The following is a 16,981-nucleotide window of genomic DNA, read 5'->3' on the forward strand; positions in this document are numbered from 1 at the left end:
TCTAGTTATACTTTATTTCTCTCTTATCTTTTGGAGCTATTATAAGTAGTTCTTCTAGTTTGTTAAAATCAACATATGGCTTAACTACAGCGCTTTTCATAACCTTAACCTTATCTTCTTCTACTGAAACTACTTCTCCAACTCTAATCTCTTTTGGGTAAAGCATTCCAAGTCCAGATGTAAGTATTACATCACCTTCTTTTATTGTGGAATCTATAGAAAGGTTAACTACCTTTGCAAGATTCTTTCCAGAACTATCTTTATACCCTTTTAATATACCACCATTTTCCCTAGTACTTTCTGACATTACGCTAACTGCTATATTTTCGTTAATTATACACTGAATTATAGACCAATCTTTTCCCACACTGGAAACTTGTCCCATCAACCCATCTGCTGCAATAACTACCATACCTTTTTGAACTCCATCATCACTTCCTTTATCCACAATATATCCATCTAATATATTGCCACCACTAACACCTATAATATTAGTAGCTATGTAATCATAATTACTTCTTTGATCTTTAAAATCTAGTAACTTCTGAAGTTCCTCATTTTTTTCTGCTAAATCAGAATACTCTGTCAATTTATTTTCTAACTTTGCATTTTCTTTAGTTAATTCTTTATTTTCCTCTTTGACTTCTGAGAAATTCAAGAAGAAATCAACAAAATCCTTTACACCTCTGTTCATGTTATATGCAATCTTTTGAATTGGGTTTAAAGCACTCCCTGCACTACTTTCTAACCCTTTGCCTTCTCTCTTGACTGTAACTACTATTAACCCTAAAAAGGCAACTGACAGCACTATTATAGTAACTGTCAGTTTGTTCTTTAGAAGCTTCATATATTAAACTCTTTCATCTCTGCTAATTTTATCAAAGTCTTCAAGAGCCTTACCTGCTCCTAAAACTACACAGTCAAGAGGCGCTTCAGCAATATGTACAGGCATATTAGTTTCACGAGTAATTAATACATCTAATCCCTTTAATAAGGCTCCTCCACCTGCAAGCATTATACCTTTTTCCATGATATCTGCTGCTAACTCTGGTGGTGTCTTCTCTAATGTAGTCTTAATTGATTCAATTATTGCATATACTGGCTCTTTTAGAGCATCTCTAATTTGAACTTCTGATACTTCTATTACCTTAGGTAGTCCAGTTATTAAATCTCTACCTTTAATTTCTATTGTTTTTTCTTCTTCATCAACTTTAAAGGCAGAACCTATTTCCATTTTTACTGTTTCTGCTGTTCTCTCTCCAATCATTAGGTTATATTCTTTTTTAATATAAGCAATTATAGATTGATCTAATTCATCACCTGCAACTCTTAATGATTTGCTAGTCACAATTCCTCCAAGTGAAATAATTGCTACCTCAGTAGTACCTCCACCAATATCAACAATCATACTTCCTGTTGGTTCACTTACTGGAAGTCCTGCTCCTATAGCTGCTGCCATTGGTTCTTCCATAAGAATAACATCTCTAGCTCCAGCAAGCTTTGTCGCTTCTTCAATAGCTCTCTTTTCAACTTCTGTTACGCCTGAAGGATAGCATACTATTATCCTAGGGCTCTTAAATGAGCTCTTGCTTACAGCCTTTTCAATTAATGATTTAATCATTGTGTGAGCAACATCAAAATCTGCAATAACTCCATCCTTTAAAGGTCTAATTGCAACAATGTTCCCTGGAGTTCTCCCGATCATTAACTTTGCCTCTGCCCCTACAGCTAGTGGCTTTTTAGTAGTATTATTTATAGCAACAACTGAAGGCTCTCTTAAAACCACACCTTTTCCCTTAACGAAAACTAGTGTGTTTGCAGTTCCTAAATCTATTCCCATGTCTTTACTTGTTCCAAAAAATCCCATTGTATTTTTCCCCTTTCAGTTATATAATTCCTTTTTCCTTTAAACTTATAAAATCTTTATCACCTAAAATAATATGGTCTAATAAATCTATTCCAATTATTTTTCCACATTCCTTAATTCTTAAGGTAATATTTATATCTTCCTTGCTTGGAGATGGATCTCCTGAAGGATGATTGTGACATATTATAATCGATGCTCCTCCACATTTAATTGCTTCGCAATAAATTTCTCTTGGATGAACTATCGATGAGTTAAGGCTTCCTTTAAATACATCTTTAACTTTTATAATCTTGTTTTTTGTATTCAAAATAATTAATTTTAGAACTTCTTGATTTAAATAAGCCATTTCACCCATTAACATATTTCCTATATCCCTTGGTGAATTTATACTAATCCTATCAGCATTTGCTTTTAAGGTATTAAATCGTCTAAAAAGCTCTGCTAAAGCTAAAATTTGAGATCCTTTTACATCTTTAACTCCTTTAATGGAAGTAACATCTTTATATGAGGCGTTTAAAATTCCATTTATTCCATCTAGCTTGCTTAATATCCTCTGGCTTAAAGTTAGAACATTTTCTCCCCTTACACCACATCTTAAGATAATGGCTAATAATTCAGAATTACTTAACGTATCTGCTCCAAAGGATATTAGTTTTTCAATTGGTCGTTCTTCTATAGGTATATCCATTATTTTAAGGTTGTTGTCCATTTATACACTCCTCTTAAATATAGATTCCCCATCCCTCATTATATTATTTCATTAATCATATATTTTAGCCTATTTAAAGGTAGTCCAACTACATTGTAGTAACAACCTCTTATTTCTTCTACAAAAACTCCACCTTGTCCTTGAATTCCATATGCTCCTGCTTTATCCAATGGCTCACCACTCTTTATGTAATCAGTGATCTCCTCATCAGTCAATTTTGAAAATTTAACCTCTGTTGCTAAAGAGCTTTTTAAAGTCTTTCCAGTTGCAGTATTTATTAAAACCACTCCTGAATATACTTTATGACTATTCCCACTTAAGCTTTTAAGCATTCTAAATGCCTCTGAGTCATCCTTTGGTTTTCCAAGTATAGTATCATTTAAAGTTACTATAGTATCTGCTGCAATAATAATCACATCTTCTGTTATCTTTTTTGCTACATCTTGGGCTTTCCCAAGTGCTATTTCTTTTACATATTCAGAAACATTCCCCTGATACTTCACCATATCTTCATCGAAATCACTAACCATAATTTCAAAGTCTTTTACAACTCTACCTAATAGTTCTTGTCTTCTTTCTGAAGCTGATGCTAATATTACTTTCAAAAAATCACTTCCTAAAAAATATACCATTTTAAAGTATTGCCCTATTTACATAATAATAGACATTTTTTTTAGTGTAATCTATAAAATATAACTTATACTAAAGAAATCTACTCTTATTCCCATAGTTTTATGTAAAATGATAATCTCTCTATATTAGGTATAATAAATGGTTAAGTATTACTACACCTAATATAGTTTATCATTATATAATCCTTTAAACAAGTAGGTTTAGGCAATAATAAAGGATTTTAATTTATTCTTAATATTTTATTAAGCCTTGTATTTTATTAGTAAATTATACATAAAAATCATTGATTCTTTAACATTTTCCTTTTTATATTTTGCCGGTAAATTTTTTATGTTTTCTACAAGTACTGACATCTCTTCATCCTTTTCATTAACATTATTTAAAAGTTCATCCACCCATACTTTAAGCTCATCTGTATTTATACTCTCTGCATCTTTTTCGTAAAGCCCATTAATTATTTTTAGGTATGCATCAATCACTTCTACCTTTGCTTTTTTTTCCATTGAGTTTTGTGGTAAATCGCATTTAATCCTAAAATTATTTATGGAGGAACTTGTTAACTCCCCCATTTTCTTTTCAAGAATATCTCCCTCATATACTCCAGCCATAATTTTGAACTTTCCTTCTTCCTCAACTACAAAAGCTGGAAAAACCACTGGCATTGTTGATATTGCTGTTTCTGCTGCTTCTTTAGTGGAGTATAAACCGCATTGAATAATTCCAAACACCTTATTTTCTTCTTTTGTACTTGGTACAGATTGCGAACTAGGATCTTTTTTTGATGTGTCTATTGGATTAATATCTGATGAGAATAAAATTTTGAATAATCCCATACCTATTCCTATAGCTAAGATAATAATAAATATTAGCCATATTAAAAAATTCCCACCTTTTTTTTTCTTATAATCATATCTTGTGTATCTCATGTTCTCCCTCCCTATTTATTCTATACATTATTTATATTAGGGAAGAGACAATTATATTCATTATGTAAATAAAAAGAAAAAAAAGATCTCCACCTATATAATTTAGGTAGAGATCATATTAAAATATAAACTAAAATACTCGTCTTCCGCCAGCAAATCTACTGCTATAATACCCTTCATTTAGGGAACTTACTCTTACACTGCCGCTAGAAGCTGCATGTATAAAGTCACCATTGCCAATATATATTCCTACATGGCCTAATGACGCATAAGTGTTAAAAAACACTAAATCTCCAACTGATAAATTGTTTCTAGATACTGCTGAACCTGCTCCAAATTGTGATTGAGAAGTACGTGGTAAACCAACGCCAAAATGTTTATATACATAACTTGTGAATCCTGAACAATCAAATGAATTTGGCCCATTAGCACCATAAACATATGGTCTTCCAAGGAAGTTATATGCATAGTTAATAACTTGATTTGACGAACTATTTACTCCTCTCGTTAATGGTTGTGAGCTAGTATTATTACTAACTTCTCTATTAGAATTATTACCTGTTGATTCATTATTTCTATTTACAGGTTTAGGTGAAACTATAACCTTATTCACCTTTAATTCACTTGTCTTAAGTGTTACTCCTTGTTTTGTCTTAGCGCTTGTATCTGCACTAACATCACTTACACTTACCATACCAATAGCTGCACACACAAATGCACCAACCATTACTTTAATAAGTACCTTTCTTTTTGAAAACATAGATACTCCCCTCTCTTTTAACGAAAGCTCGTTACTCCCACAATAGTTTATAGTAAACATTTTCACACACATGTATAGGGACTTCCCCTACCTGTACTATTATATAAATATGTAACTATATAGTCAAGCTACTTTTCATAATTTTTCCTTTTCATGATAACAAGGTCTCTTTCTTTTGCCTCTCTATCCTCGAAAAAGTCTTTTGAAACTCTAGCTACTTGGAAGTTTCTACTACTCCAAAAAGAAATTCCTTCTAGGTTGTTTCCAACAACCCCCACCTCAATTGTATCTATTTTATACTCTCTTATAAAATATTCTATGATTATTTCAATTATTTCAGAACCTAATCCTTCATTTCTAGCACTCTCTTCCATTATAAAAAGCCATACAAATAGTTGGAACTTACCTTCAAGTTCTACTCTCCCCTTAAATACCGCTATTAACCTATCTTCTTTATATATTTTAATAAAACTCTCATTATCTGTTACATAATATTCTAAGTATCTTCTATAAAATATCTGACTATCTAAAGAGTAACAAGTATGATCATCCTTATTGTTCTCTTTTATCCACTTAGCAAGTTCATCTAAGTCTTCTTCTTTTACACTTAAAAATCTATACCCCTTACAATCGAATTGGATATCTAACACAAAAGCACCCCTTTTTTATATTTATTTATTATTTAATATTCTACAATTCTTCTTTTTTCCCTTCATATAAAAAATTTTTTGCAATAAATAAATAAATAAATAAATAAATAAATAGTACACCTATTACCTCAACCTTCATCATTAACTATATTAGAAGATTAAAGTAATAGGTGTACTAATTTTGTTATTATATTTACTATTTGTTTATTGAGTAAAAACATCTCTTTGGAGAGATAATTTTCTCTTCTGTTTTTAAAGACTTAATTGCCTTATCAATTTCCTTCTTATCAATTCCTGCTAATTCAGCAATTTGCCCACCTTTTAGTGGCTCTTCTGAATTATTTAATATTTCTAATACTTTCTCTTTAACGTCCATTATTTTCTTACCTCCATAATCTTAATATTAATATTATATCCATATTAATATTTTTAATCAATATTTAATATTATTTAATAGGATATATCTTATTGCTTCTGTTATTTATTATATATTTCTGGATCAGAGTAATATTCTATACCTTGATTCTTCATTCTCATGGCATGAAATTTCAGTCTATTCCTATAATCTTCCCAAATTCTTGATTCCTTAGTGCTCCATCCAATCTCTGCATGACCTAATAACCTTGGGTATATCATATAATCCATAGCTTTTGAATTTATTATTGTCTCTGACCATAAAGGAGCTTCAATGCCTATAACTTCATCCTTTGGTGCATAATCTGTAGGATCCCATTTATAAGCATCTTCTATTGGATTAAATCCTGCCCATACCAGACCATAATCGCTTCCTTCCTTATACTTCATATCTAAATAAGTCTTACCTGCAATAGATATAATTTTTTTCAGATTCTTTTGATTAGTCCACTTATTAGAGTCAGACCAATTCTGCAATATAAAATTTTCACTTATTTCAGGTACTGTGCCAGCTGGATCCCATCCAATTGGAGTTTTACCATATTTCTCAACTAATTTCGTTACTCTACCTATAAAGTAATCATAATCTGACTTTTCAGTACTATTTGCCTCATCCCCTCCTATGTGAATATACTGTGAAGGTGATATTTCAACAACTTCTTTTATTATGTCTTCAATAAATTCATATGTTTTCTCATCACGACACATTAAAGTACTAAAACCAATATCTATTCCCATATATAAGGCACTCTCTCGTCCATTTTCATTAAGGAATCCATAAGATGCTAATGCTGCATTTGTATGACCTGGCATATCAAATTCAGGGATAACTTCTATATATCTTTCACTTGCATATCTAACTAATTCCTTAAAGTCTTCTTGTGTATAGTATCCACCAGATCCGCCACCAACTTCTGTACTACCACCCTTAATTGTTAAATTGGGCCATTTTTTTATTTCTAAACGCCAACCTTGGTCATTACTAAGATGCATATGAATTTTATTTATTTTATATTGGGATGCAAAGTCAATTTGTCTTTTAATCTCATCTACTGTAAAAAAGTGTCTTGCCACATCGATCATTAATCCACGGTAACCATATTCAGGACTATCTTTAATTGTTGAAAAAGGAATCTTCCATTCTACATCAGTAACTAATGTTCTTTTTTCTATACTTGATGGTAATAGTTGTCTTAATGTTTGAACTGCCCTAAAAAGTCCTTCTGCTTTGTTTCCTACTAATTTAACACCTTCTTCAGTAGTAACTATTTGATAACCTTCATTTCCTTTATTTTCTTCTCCTCCTAAAGTGGTCAAATAAATATTTCCTGGAGGAACATCATCTGATTTTATAATATCTAATTCAAAACCTGTTGATGGCCTAAACTTATCTCTAATGAACTCAGCAACTTTGTATACTTCCTCTGTCTCTTCGCTACTATTACCCATCACATAAATTGAGGTGTCTTCTGTAAGTATAAACTCTCCCTCACCTACTTCATAGTTCAAAGGTTTCGGTATGAGTGCTATCTCCTCTGTCTCTACTGTATTAGATTCTGAATACTTGCTTTTTACAAATATCGATACAGATACCGTTAATACTACTAATACTATTATTAGTAGCATTAGTCCCTTTTTTGACTTCAATCTTAATCTCCCTCCAATCATTATAGATCTTATATAAATAATCCTTGTATTTATTTTACAATATAATATGGATATATGTGGTATTTTGTCAAAGTTAACTTAAATTATTAGCATAAATAATAATTTAAATATGAAAAAAGGCTGCATCAGAATTATTTAGTCATTCTGATACAGCCATTTATAAAATCTTACTTTATTTCTTTTAATACTTCTAATAAAAATTCCCATACATTTTGAGTAGAAGATATTGATAAATGTTCCTCCGGTGTATGCGCATCTCTTATATTAGGTCCAAAACTAATCATATCTAGATCACCTAATCTTTCTTCAAATAATCCACATTCAACACCTGCATGAATTGCGTATACCTTTGGTTCCTTACCATTCATTCTCTTATACACATCTTTACAAATATCTCTTATATTAGATTCTGCTTTATATTCCCATGCTGGATATCCTGCATTTGCTAAGAACTCTCCACCTAATAATTCAGTAATTGTTTTAATTCTATTAACAACTTCATCCTTTAAAGAAGGTACGGAACTTCTAACCGCACTATCAAAGGCAACTTCCTCTTCTGTAGTAGCTACAATACCTAAGTTAGTTGAGCTTTCTGTTAATCCTTCAATATTCATGCTCATTGTATTAACACCATTTGGATAGATATAAAGTAAGTTTACTACTTTTTCCGTACAATTTTTTGTAAACTTTTTCTCTATAGATTTAGAAGACTCCTCTACAGTAAGAGTTACTCCAGGATCTTGAGCTGATAATTCATTTTTTAATACGTCATTCCACTTGTTAATTTTTGAAATTAATTCATTAACAAAGTTTTCTTGAATTGCAATTACTGCCTCTCCTTCTCTTGGAATAGCATTATTCTTTGAACCACCATCGATTGAAACTATTGAATACTCAACTATCTCTAATAAATCTTTAAGAACTCTACCTAAAATTTTATTGGCATTTCCTCTCCATTTATCTATGTCCATACCTGAGTGACCACCTTTAAGTCCTCTTACCTTTATTTCATATATCTTTTCTCCTGCTAAATCTTCTCTTTCAACCTTTATTGAAGATTTAGTTCTTATTCCACCAGCACAACTTACTAACAAATATCCTTCTTCTTCAGTATCTATATTAATAAGAATTTTACCATTGATATGTTCTTTAGAAACTGCCATTGCTCCAGTCATTCCAGTTTCTTCATCAGAAGTTATTAGAACTTCTATTGGAGGATGCTCTATAGTATTATCAGCTAGAACTGCCATTGCATATGCTACAGCAATACCATTATCTGCACCTAAAGTAGTACCTTCTGCATAGATATTATCACCTTTAACATATAGCTTTAATGGGTCCTTTAAGAAATCGTGGTCTGTTCCACTATTTTTTTCACAAACCATATCCATATGCCCTTGTAAAATAACTATTGGAGCATTTTCATATCCCTTTGAAGCAGGTTTTTTTATAATAACGTTTAATGCTTCATCTTGAATTACTTCTAATCCTAGATCCTTTGCAAATTTTACTAAATAATCACTTATTTCTTTTTCATTTCCTGAACCTCTTGGTATATTAGATATCTCTTCGAAATATTTAAATACACTCTGTGGCTTAATATTTTGTAAATTTTCCATATTCATACTTCCTTTCATCTATAATATGTTAATATTATACTAAGAACATTTTTAGTATATCATATTTATGTGATCTTTATTTAATTTTATAGCTAAATTAACTTACTTTTATAAAGTTTGCATATACTAATTTTGACGAATTACAAATTATTTTAGGAGGGTTAACATTTATGCAAAAAACAAAAATGATATTTACCATTGGTCCTGCTAGTGATAAGGAAGAAATACTACGAAAGTTTATTGATATAGGAATGAGTGCAGCAAGGTTGAACTTTTCCCATGGAACTCATGAGACTCATAAAGAAAAAATAGATTTAATAAAAAAAATTAGAGAAGATATGGATTCTCCAACTGCTATTATCCTTGATATAAAAGGTCCAAAAATCAGGACTCATAACTTCATTAATGATGGTGTTGAACTTATGAAAGATCAAGAATTTTCATTCATTTGTGGTGAAGAAATACTTGGAGATAATAAACGTTGCTCTATATCTTATGACATTCTTTATAGGGATGTTAAGATTGGTGGAAGTATTCTTGTAGATGATGGATTATTAAAATTTGAAATAATCGATGTAATAGGTAAGGAAATTAAATGTAAAGTTATAGCTGGTGGTTTAATTAAAAATCATAAGGGTGTTAATGTTCCAAATGTAACTATTCAACTTCCTTCAATAACCGAAAAAGATATAGATGATATAATCTTTGGCTGCAAGATGGGTGTTGACTTTATAGCTGCTTCATTTATAAGAAAGGCTAGCGATATTCTAGAGGTAAGAAAAATTCTTAAGGATAATGATGGAGAAAACATAGGAATAATTGCTAAGATTGAAAGCCAAGAAGGTGTTGATAATATTGATTCTATCATAGAAGTTACTGATGGAGTTATGGTTGCTAGGGGTGATATGGGAGTTGAAATTCCTATAGAAAAAGTTCCTATCATCCAAAAAAGTATCATAAAAAAATGTAACAAAGCAGGTAAGATTGTTATTACTGCAACACAAATGCTTGATTCAATGATTAGAAATTCCCTTCCAACTAGAGCTGAAGCTTCTGATATTTGTAATGCAATATTCGATGGTACTGATGCAATTATGCTATCTGGTGAAAGTGCTTCTGGAAGTTTCCCTATTGAAGCTGCAGAAACAATGTCAAGAATCGCCAAAGAAACTGAGGATAATTTAGAGTATGATCATTTAATAAATAGAACTAACGAACCTTCATTAACTGCTTATGCTGATGCTATTAGTTACTCTGCTTGTAGAACTTCTGTAGTATTAAATGCAAAAGCTATAGTTGCTGCTACTAAGAGTGGTTCAACTGCAAGATTGCTTTCAAAATATAGACCAAAACCTACCATAGTTGCTATTACACCTTATGACGATGTAAGAAGAAGCCTTACATTAAACTTCGGTGTATTGCCTATTAGATGTTCAATGTTTAATACTACGGATGAAATTTTAGTAGAAGCCAAGAAAAAAGCTATTCAGTTAAATGCTGCTAATATAGGTGATGATATAATAGTTGCTGCTGGAATGCCAACTACACAAACTGGCGGTACTAATATGCTTAAAATTGAAAAATTATAATTCTTTATTTTTAAGTCCACTATACCTATTTAATATCATATATTTTCTCATAAATAAGGCTGTTCAAAATATTAATTTATTTTGAACAGCCTTATATAATCTATAAAATTCAATTCTTAGAATTTAAAATCCTTAAATAAATCCCCTAAAGTTACTTCTTCATTGTTATCAGTATATTGAAGATATTCCTTACTCTTTTCAACTGCATCCTTAATGCTTAAACTTAATTTCTTATCATTTTTATTTATGCTTAAGACTTTAACCTTAACCATTTGACCTACCTTTAATACCTCTTCAGCTTTAGCAATATTCTCATCTGTAATTTCAGTTATGTGTACAAGGCCTTCTACACCAGGTAAAATTTGAACAAATGCTCCGAATCTAGTTAATCTAATAACTTTGCCTTCGAATATTTCTCCCTCTTTAATTGAGTCCCCATGAACTTTCCATGGTTCCTTATCAACATCCTTAAGTATTAAAGCTAACCTTTCTTTTTCAGAATCAACTTCACCTACAAATACTTCAACCTTATCTCCAACATTAACTACATCTTCGACTCTTTTAACTCTTTCCCAAGCTAAATCATTTATATGAATTAGTCCATCTACTCCACCAATATCGACAAAAGCTCCAAACTTAGCTATTCTAGTAACTGTTCCGCTTCTTTTTTCTCCTGATTTAATTGAAGCCCAAACTGCTTTTCTATCCTTAGCATATTGTTCTTCTTCAATTACTCTTCTTGAGCCAACAACTTTTCTATTTCTTAAATCTAATTCTATTAATCTAATTTCTAAGTTCTCTCCTAATACTGAATTAGAATCCACTCTTTCTCTTGAAATTTGTGATCCTGGAATAAATACTCGTGTGCTTCCATAGTAAGCTACTACTCCACCTTTCACAACTTCTTTAACCTTCACCGAAATAATTTCTCCATTCTTAAACGCCTTTTTTAATTCTTCCTTTTCTGTAACAGCTAAAGCTCTTATTCTTGAAAGAACCACATATCCTTCACCATCATTAGGAGAGATAACATAAACATCTATTTCATCATCTTTCTTAACTACTTCTAAAGGGCTAACCTCTTCAGTTGTTAATTCTTCCTTTGTAATTACACCATCAAAAGCATAGTTTATATTAACAGTAACCTCTTTCTCATTTACTTCAATTACTCTACCTTTTAGTATTTCCCCTTGACTAATTCTCTTAACATCATAATCATTTAAAAATTCACTCATGCTATTATTGGTTATTTCATTTGTCATATTAATCACTCCCTAAATTCTTTTTCACATACCTATAATTTTATACGAATGTAACTTTTTATACAAGTATCTACTCATTAGATTTGAGTTGTTCATATTCCTAGACTTTGTTATAATCCATTAATAAATTTTCACTGATTAAATATAGATATTACTCTCAAGTCATATGGTATAATATAGTATGAAGCCACATATATTTTTTATAAATAGTATTTTAAACCACTTATAAAGTTATAATTAATAGATAATCATAGATATATTAAGATATAAAGAGTTATCGCTTACCTCTTTAGTCTTTTTGACTCTATTTGTGTAAATCCTGGATAATATACTATTTGTTATACTATTATTAATGAAATATAATATAAACATAATCATTCTTGGGGGGTGCAAGTTATAAAAAAGTTAAATAAAAAGCTCATATTTACTTTAATACTTGCTTTAGCATTTACATTTACCAATTTAGGATTAGATGTAATTTCTTTAGTAGGTGATTTACCTAATTTAGGCACAACAGTACAAGCACAGGATGAAAATTTACTAGCAAAGAGTGGAAAAAGCTCCAGTTCAAAAAGTTCTGGAGGTTTTAAAAGTTCCAGTAGTTCGAAGAGTTCAAAGAGTAGTAGTAAATCCTCTGGTTCCTCTTCATCAAAAAAATCATCTGATTTTAAATCTGGAAGTTTTTCTAGTTCTAGCTCAAGTTCTAAGGAAAAAAGTAGTGGATCCAGTAGTAGTAAAAGTAGTGGAGACTTTAAATCTGGCTCATTCTCAACATCAGATAATAACTCTTCCAAAAATGATAAAAATACCACTACTAATAATAATTCTGGAAGCTATTCTGGAAGTAGCGGAGGTGGGCGTAGTTCCTATCGAAACTCATGGTTTAGGATGCCATTCTTTATTGGCAGTGGCTCTGCATCAAGCATGATATTTACATTAATAGCAATGGCAGTTATCTTCATTGTTGTTATAGTATTTATTAAAATCTATTTGAGAAATAAAAGAAAATAGTTAACTTTAGGAGGTTATATTATGGGAATTTTTACAAGAATGTCAAACATGGTTAAAGGAAAGGTTAATGCAACTTTAGATGAAATGGAGAATCCAATTGAATTATTAGATCAAAAGCTAAAGGATATGGATGAACAATTAAGTAAAGCAAAATTAAACTCAGCTCAAGTATTAGGAAATGTTCATGAAATTGAAAAAAGAATGAATTTAGCTCAAAAAGAAGCAGCCGATTATGATCAAAAGGTTAAATTAGCTCTTTCAAAGGGTAATGAAGATTTAGCTAAGAGAGCTTTAGCTAAAAAAGTAGACAGTGATAAGAAGTATGAATCATTAAAAGCAAGCTATGAAACTTCTAAAGTTCAAGCTGATTCTTTAAAGAAAAATCTTAGAGCTTTACAAGAAGAAATAGATAAAACAAGAAGCTATAGAGATGAAGCTGCTGCTAGATACTCAAATGCTCAAGCTTCTAAGAAGGTTAATGAAGTCTTAGCTAATGTTCAAACCAAGACAAATTCTATTAAAATTGATAATATAGAAAGAAAAATCGCTAGAGAAGAATCTTTAGCTAATGGTTTAGGTGAATTAAGAGAAGTTGATGATTTTGATAGCGAATTTGAAAAGCTAGATGAAATAGATCTTGATTCCGAATTAGAAAAATATAAATCTGGACTTTAATAGGTGATCTAATGGCTAGGGACATTGATTTTATTAATGAGGAACGAGATTATTGGGGCAAAATTTTCACTGATATAACTTATGCAATCAGCGAGATATCCCCATTCTTAGAAGAAAGTCAATTAAAGCAAAGAAGATATTACACTAAAATTAGAATATTAAATGAATACATTGATAAGCTTAATGATACTGAGCTAGATTCAAAAAAGAAATCAATCTTTAATATGCTAAAAAGTGATGATAGAATTGAAAATTTAAGAGCTCATAAGTTGAAAAATACAAATACCTTTAAACAACTAGAAAACTGTTCAAAATGCCAATGCTTAAGCTGTGCTTTCGAGTGTAAATTTGGTGGCTGTACAACCTGTAAAGAAAATTCCATTATTAAAAGTTGTGATAAGGAAAAACTTAACTTAAGAAGTTACACAAATTTCAACTTAGATCTTACAAACAATGATACAGGAAGGGCAAGTAAGTACAAGGTTCTTGGCACTGTAGAGAATTGCGAGCTAGATAAATTATATATTTTACTTGAAAATATGTATGACTCTAATGATAAGCTTGTTCTATACTACTATCCTGGTATTAAAGACGATGATTTTGGTGAAATTACAGATGCTGAAGAGTTTGACCTTGCTGTTCAAACCTATCAAGAATCAGATTATTAAGAAAAAAGCTAAGGTTTAAGCTTAAACCTTAGCTTTTTCATATTATTCTAAACTGTTTCTATAGAAACAACATCAAATCCTTCTTCTTCAACAATCTCTTTGATTTCTGCTTCGGTAATATTACCTTCTACAACAGCTTCTCCAATTTTAACCTCCATAGATGTAACCTTACCTGAATCCTCTAATCCTGTCTTTATATGACCTACGCAATGCATACATGACATTCCTGAAATTTCAACTTTAAACTTTGCCATTTTTTCATTCCTCCTAAACTAATTTTTATTAAAATTTAGGCTTAAAGCCTTTTAATCTTAAAGCATTTAATAATACTGATACTGAGCTAAAACTCATTGCAAATGCTGCTATCATAGGATTTAATAAAGGCCCTCCAAAAGCGTACAGTATTCCCATAGCTACTGGTATACCTAAAATGTTATATCCAAATGCCCATCCTAAATTCTCTTTAATATTCTTTATAGTAGCCTTACTTAATTGTATTGCTCCTACTACATCTAATATATCACTTCTCATTAAAACTATATCTGCTGATTCAATTGCAATATCTGTTCCTGATCCTATTGCCATTCCTATATCAGCCATTGCAAGTGCTGGTGCATCATTAATACCATCTCCAACCATTGCAACCTTCTTTCCATCATCTTGAAGTCTTTTTATCTCATTAGCCTTATCTCCTGGCAGTACATCAGAAATTATTCTATCAATTCCCACTTCCTTAGCTATTGCTTTTGCAGTCTTCTCATTATCTCCTGTAAGCATAACTACTTCTATTCCAAGCTTATGAAGAGCTTCTACTGCCTTCTTACTATTAGCTTTTAATGTATCAGCTACTGCTATAACACCAACAAGTTTTTTATTTACAGCCATATACATAGGTGTCTTCCCTTGCTCTGCTAATCTTGCAGCTTCATCAGCTATTTCATCTATCCTTATCTTATTGTTTCTCATTATTTTTGTATTTCCTAGAAGAACTTCATTTCCTTCAATGATTGTTACTATTCCTTCTCCAGGAATTGACTTAAACTCTTTTACATCCGATAATTCTAACCCTCTATTCTTACCCTCTACAACTATAGCATCAGCTAGTGGATGCTCTGAACCCTTCTCAGCTGAAGCTGCTATTCTTAAGAATTCTTCTTCTGATATCCCTACTGTTACTATGTCAGTAACCTTAGGCTTCCCTTCTGTAATAGTTCCTGTTTTATCAAAAACAACTGTATTTATCTTATGAGCTCCTTCTAAAGCTCCACCACTCTTAATTAAGATACCATTTTCTGCACCCTTACCAGTACCAACCATAATTGCTGTAGGTGTTGCAAGACCTAATGCACATGGACAAGCAATAACTAAAACTGCAATAAATATAGTAATTGAGAATTCAAGGCCTTTACCTGTAAATGCCCAAACCAATGATGATGCTATAGCTAAGGCTATTACAGTTGGTACAAAATAGCCTGATATAATATCTGCCATCTTTGCAATAGGTGCCTTAGATCCCTGTGCCTGCTCAACTAATTTAATTATTTGAGATAATACAGTATCTTTCCCTACTTTAGTAGCTTTATACTTAAACATTCCAAACTTATTAATACTTGCTCCGAATACAGTATCGCCAGTACTCTTATCTACTGGAATACTTTCTCCTGTAAGCATTGATTCATCTATAGTTGTGTTTCCTTCTGTAATTTCGCCATCTACTGGAAGTTTCTCCCCTGGTTTAACTAAGATTATATCTCCTGCCTTAACTTCATCTATTTGAACTACCTTTTCTACTCCATCAACTATAATAGTTGCTGTCTTGGGTGCTAATCCCATAAGCTTTTTTATTGCTTCAGAAGTTTTCCCCTTAGTTTTGGCCTCAAGATATTTTCCTAAAGTTATTAGTGTTAATATTGTTGCACCAGATTCAAAATATAATTCCATAGCAAAATGAGCATTCCCCGATGCAATTTTATAAACAGCATATATCCCATGTAAGAATGCTGCAGAAGTACCTATTGCAATTAATGAGTCCATATTAGGACTTAATTGTATTAGATTTTTAAATCCATGAATAAAGAATTTCCTACCTACTATCATAACTGGTATAACTAAAACTAATTGAATAAGTGCAAAATTCATTGGATTAATCATTGGATCAAAAATGCTAGGAATCGGAGTTCCCATCATATGTCCCATTGATATATAAAGTAATGGTATAGCAAATACTAATGATAATATAAATCTATTGCGTAAAGATTTAATTGCCTCCTCCTTATCACTATCATCTATCTTTAAATCATCATCCTTAACCTCATAAGCACCATATCCAGACTTTTCTATCTTAGCTATAATATCTTCAACAGAAAGTTTCTCTTCATCATAGCTAATATATAAATCCTCAGTAGCTAAGTTAACCTCTGCTAACTCCACTGCTTCTAATTTATTTAAAACTCTTTCTACTCTACTAGAACAAGCCGCACAAGTCATTCCTGTCACTTTAAGATTTCTTTTCATTTAATTCCTCCATTTC

The 16,981-nt window shown here is 31.2% G+C and carries 17 protein-coding genes; 4 read left to right on the top strand and 13 right to left on the bottom strand.

Translation table 11 applies throughout. The features are described from left to right. Position 1: 1 nt before the first annotated feature. From mreC to ACSYT2_RS12535, 10 genes are all read right to left on the bottom strand, one after another. Complete coding sequence (mreC, locus tag ACSYT2_RS12490; RefSeq protein WP_430855551.1) at positions 2-847, bottom strand: rod shape-determining protein MreC; 846 nt, start codon at positions 845-847, stop codon at positions 2-4. Positions 848-850: 3 nt separating this feature from the next. Continuing rightward, positions 851-1,867: a rod shape-determining protein gene (locus ACSYT2_RS12495; RefSeq protein ID WP_430855552.1), complete on the bottom strand. Its 1,017-nt coding sequence runs from the start codon at positions 1,865-1,867 to the stop codon at positions 851-853. A gap of 19 nt (positions 1,868-1,886) precedes the next feature. After that, entirely contained in the window at positions 1,887-2,576 is a 690-nt protein-coding gene (radC, locus tag ACSYT2_RS12500) for a RadC family protein (RefSeq protein WP_430855553.1), read from the bottom strand. A gap of 38 nt (positions 2,577-2,614) precedes the next feature. Then, positions 2,615-3,181, bottom strand: a complete 567-nt coding sequence (locus ACSYT2_RS12505) for a Maf-like protein (RefSeq protein ID WP_438384886.1) — start codon at positions 3,179-3,181, stop codon at positions 2,615-2,617. Between the two features lie 270 nt (positions 3,182-3,451). Next, positions 3,452-4,135 (bottom strand): hypothetical protein, encoded by a 684-nt coding sequence (locus ACSYT2_RS12510; protein WP_430855555.1) that lies wholly within the window; start codon positions 4,133-4,135, stop codon positions 3,452-3,454. A gap of 130 nt (positions 4,136-4,265) precedes the next feature. Beyond that, positions 4,266-4,895 carry a C40 family peptidase gene (locus tag ACSYT2_RS12515; RefSeq protein ID WP_430855556.1) on the bottom strand — a complete coding sequence of 210 codons (630 nt, stop codon included), beginning with the start codon at positions 4,893-4,895 and terminating at the stop codon, positions 4,266-4,268. Positions 4,896-5,023: 128 nt separating this feature from the next. After that, a complete protein-coding gene (locus ACSYT2_RS12520; RefSeq protein WP_438384887.1) occupies positions 5,024-5,545 on the bottom strand; it encodes a GNAT family N-acetyltransferase in 522 nt (173 codons plus the stop codon). A 196-nt stretch (positions 5,546-5,741) separates the two neighbouring features. Then, a complete protein-coding gene (locus ACSYT2_RS12525) occupies positions 5,742-5,921 on the bottom strand; it encodes an HTH domain-containing protein (protein ID WP_430855559.1) in 180 nt (59 codons plus the stop codon). Positions 5,922-6,022: 101 nt separating this feature from the next. After that, entirely contained in the window at positions 6,023-7,585 is a 1,563-nt protein-coding gene (locus ACSYT2_RS12530; protein ID WP_430855769.1) for a beta-N-acetylhexosaminidase, read from the bottom strand. Between the two features lie 209 nt (positions 7,586-7,794). Continuing rightward, the gene (locus ACSYT2_RS12535; RefSeq protein ID WP_438384888.1) at positions 7,795-9,246 is read right to left on the bottom strand and encodes an aminoacyl-histidine dipeptidase; all 1,452 of its coding nucleotides are present in this window, start codon (positions 9,244-9,246) and stop codon (positions 7,795-7,797) included. Between the two features lie 170 nt (positions 9,247-9,416). On the opposite strand from ACSYT2_RS12535, the gene pyk reads away from it, so the two are divergent. Beyond that, entirely contained in the window at positions 9,417-10,835 is a 1,419-nt protein-coding gene (gene pyk, locus ACSYT2_RS12540; protein WP_438384889.1) for a pyruvate kinase, read from the top strand. A gap of 116 nt (positions 10,836-10,951) precedes the next feature. Here the strand turns inward: pyk and rpsA are convergent, their stop codons facing one another. Further along, positions 10,952-12,097, bottom strand: a complete 1,146-nt coding sequence (gene rpsA, locus ACSYT2_RS12545; protein WP_430855562.1) for a 30S ribosomal protein S1 — start codon at positions 12,095-12,097, stop codon at positions 10,952-10,954. 387 nt (positions 12,098-12,484) lie between these two features. On the opposite strand from rpsA, the gene ACSYT2_RS12550 reads away from it, so the two are divergent. Genes ACSYT2_RS12550 through ACSYT2_RS12560 form a run of 3 tightly spaced genes read left to right on the top strand, consistent with a single transcriptional unit; the run spans position 12,485 to position 14,451 of the window. After that, a complete protein-coding gene (locus tag ACSYT2_RS12550; protein ID WP_438384890.1) occupies positions 12,485-13,108 on the top strand; it encodes a hypothetical protein in 624 nt (207 codons plus the stop codon). Positions 13,109-13,129: 21 nt separating this feature from the next. Continuing rightward, complete coding sequence (locus ACSYT2_RS12555) at positions 13,130-13,783, top strand: PspA/IM30 family protein (RefSeq protein WP_430855564.1); 654 nt, start codon at positions 13,130-13,132, stop codon at positions 13,781-13,783. Positions 13,784-13,794: 11 nt separating this feature from the next. Next, positions 13,795-14,451: a DUF1292 domain-containing protein gene (locus tag ACSYT2_RS12560; protein ID WP_430855565.1), complete on the top strand. Its 657-nt coding sequence runs from the start codon at positions 13,795-13,797 to the stop codon at positions 14,449-14,451. 47 nt (positions 14,452-14,498) lie between these two features. On the opposite strand, the gene ACSYT2_RS12565 is transcribed toward ACSYT2_RS12560, so the two are convergent. Further along, positions 14,499-14,705 carry a heavy-metal-associated domain-containing protein gene (locus tag ACSYT2_RS12565; protein ID WP_430855566.1) on the bottom strand — a complete coding sequence of 69 codons (207 nt, stop codon included), beginning with the start codon at positions 14,703-14,705 and terminating at the stop codon, positions 14,499-14,501. Between the two features lie 28 nt (positions 14,706-14,733). Then, the gene (locus tag ACSYT2_RS12570) at positions 14,734-16,965 is read right to left on the bottom strand and encodes a heavy metal translocating P-type ATPase (protein WP_438384891.1); all 2,232 of its coding nucleotides are present in this window, start codon (positions 16,963-16,965) and stop codon (positions 14,734-14,736) included. Positions 16,966-16,981 lie beyond the last annotated feature (16 nt).

The sequence above is a fragment of the Clostridium zhoujianii genome, from assembly GCF_051590805.1.
Taxonomy (GTDB): Bacteria; Bacillota; Clostridia; order Clostridiales; family Clostridiaceae; genus Clostridium.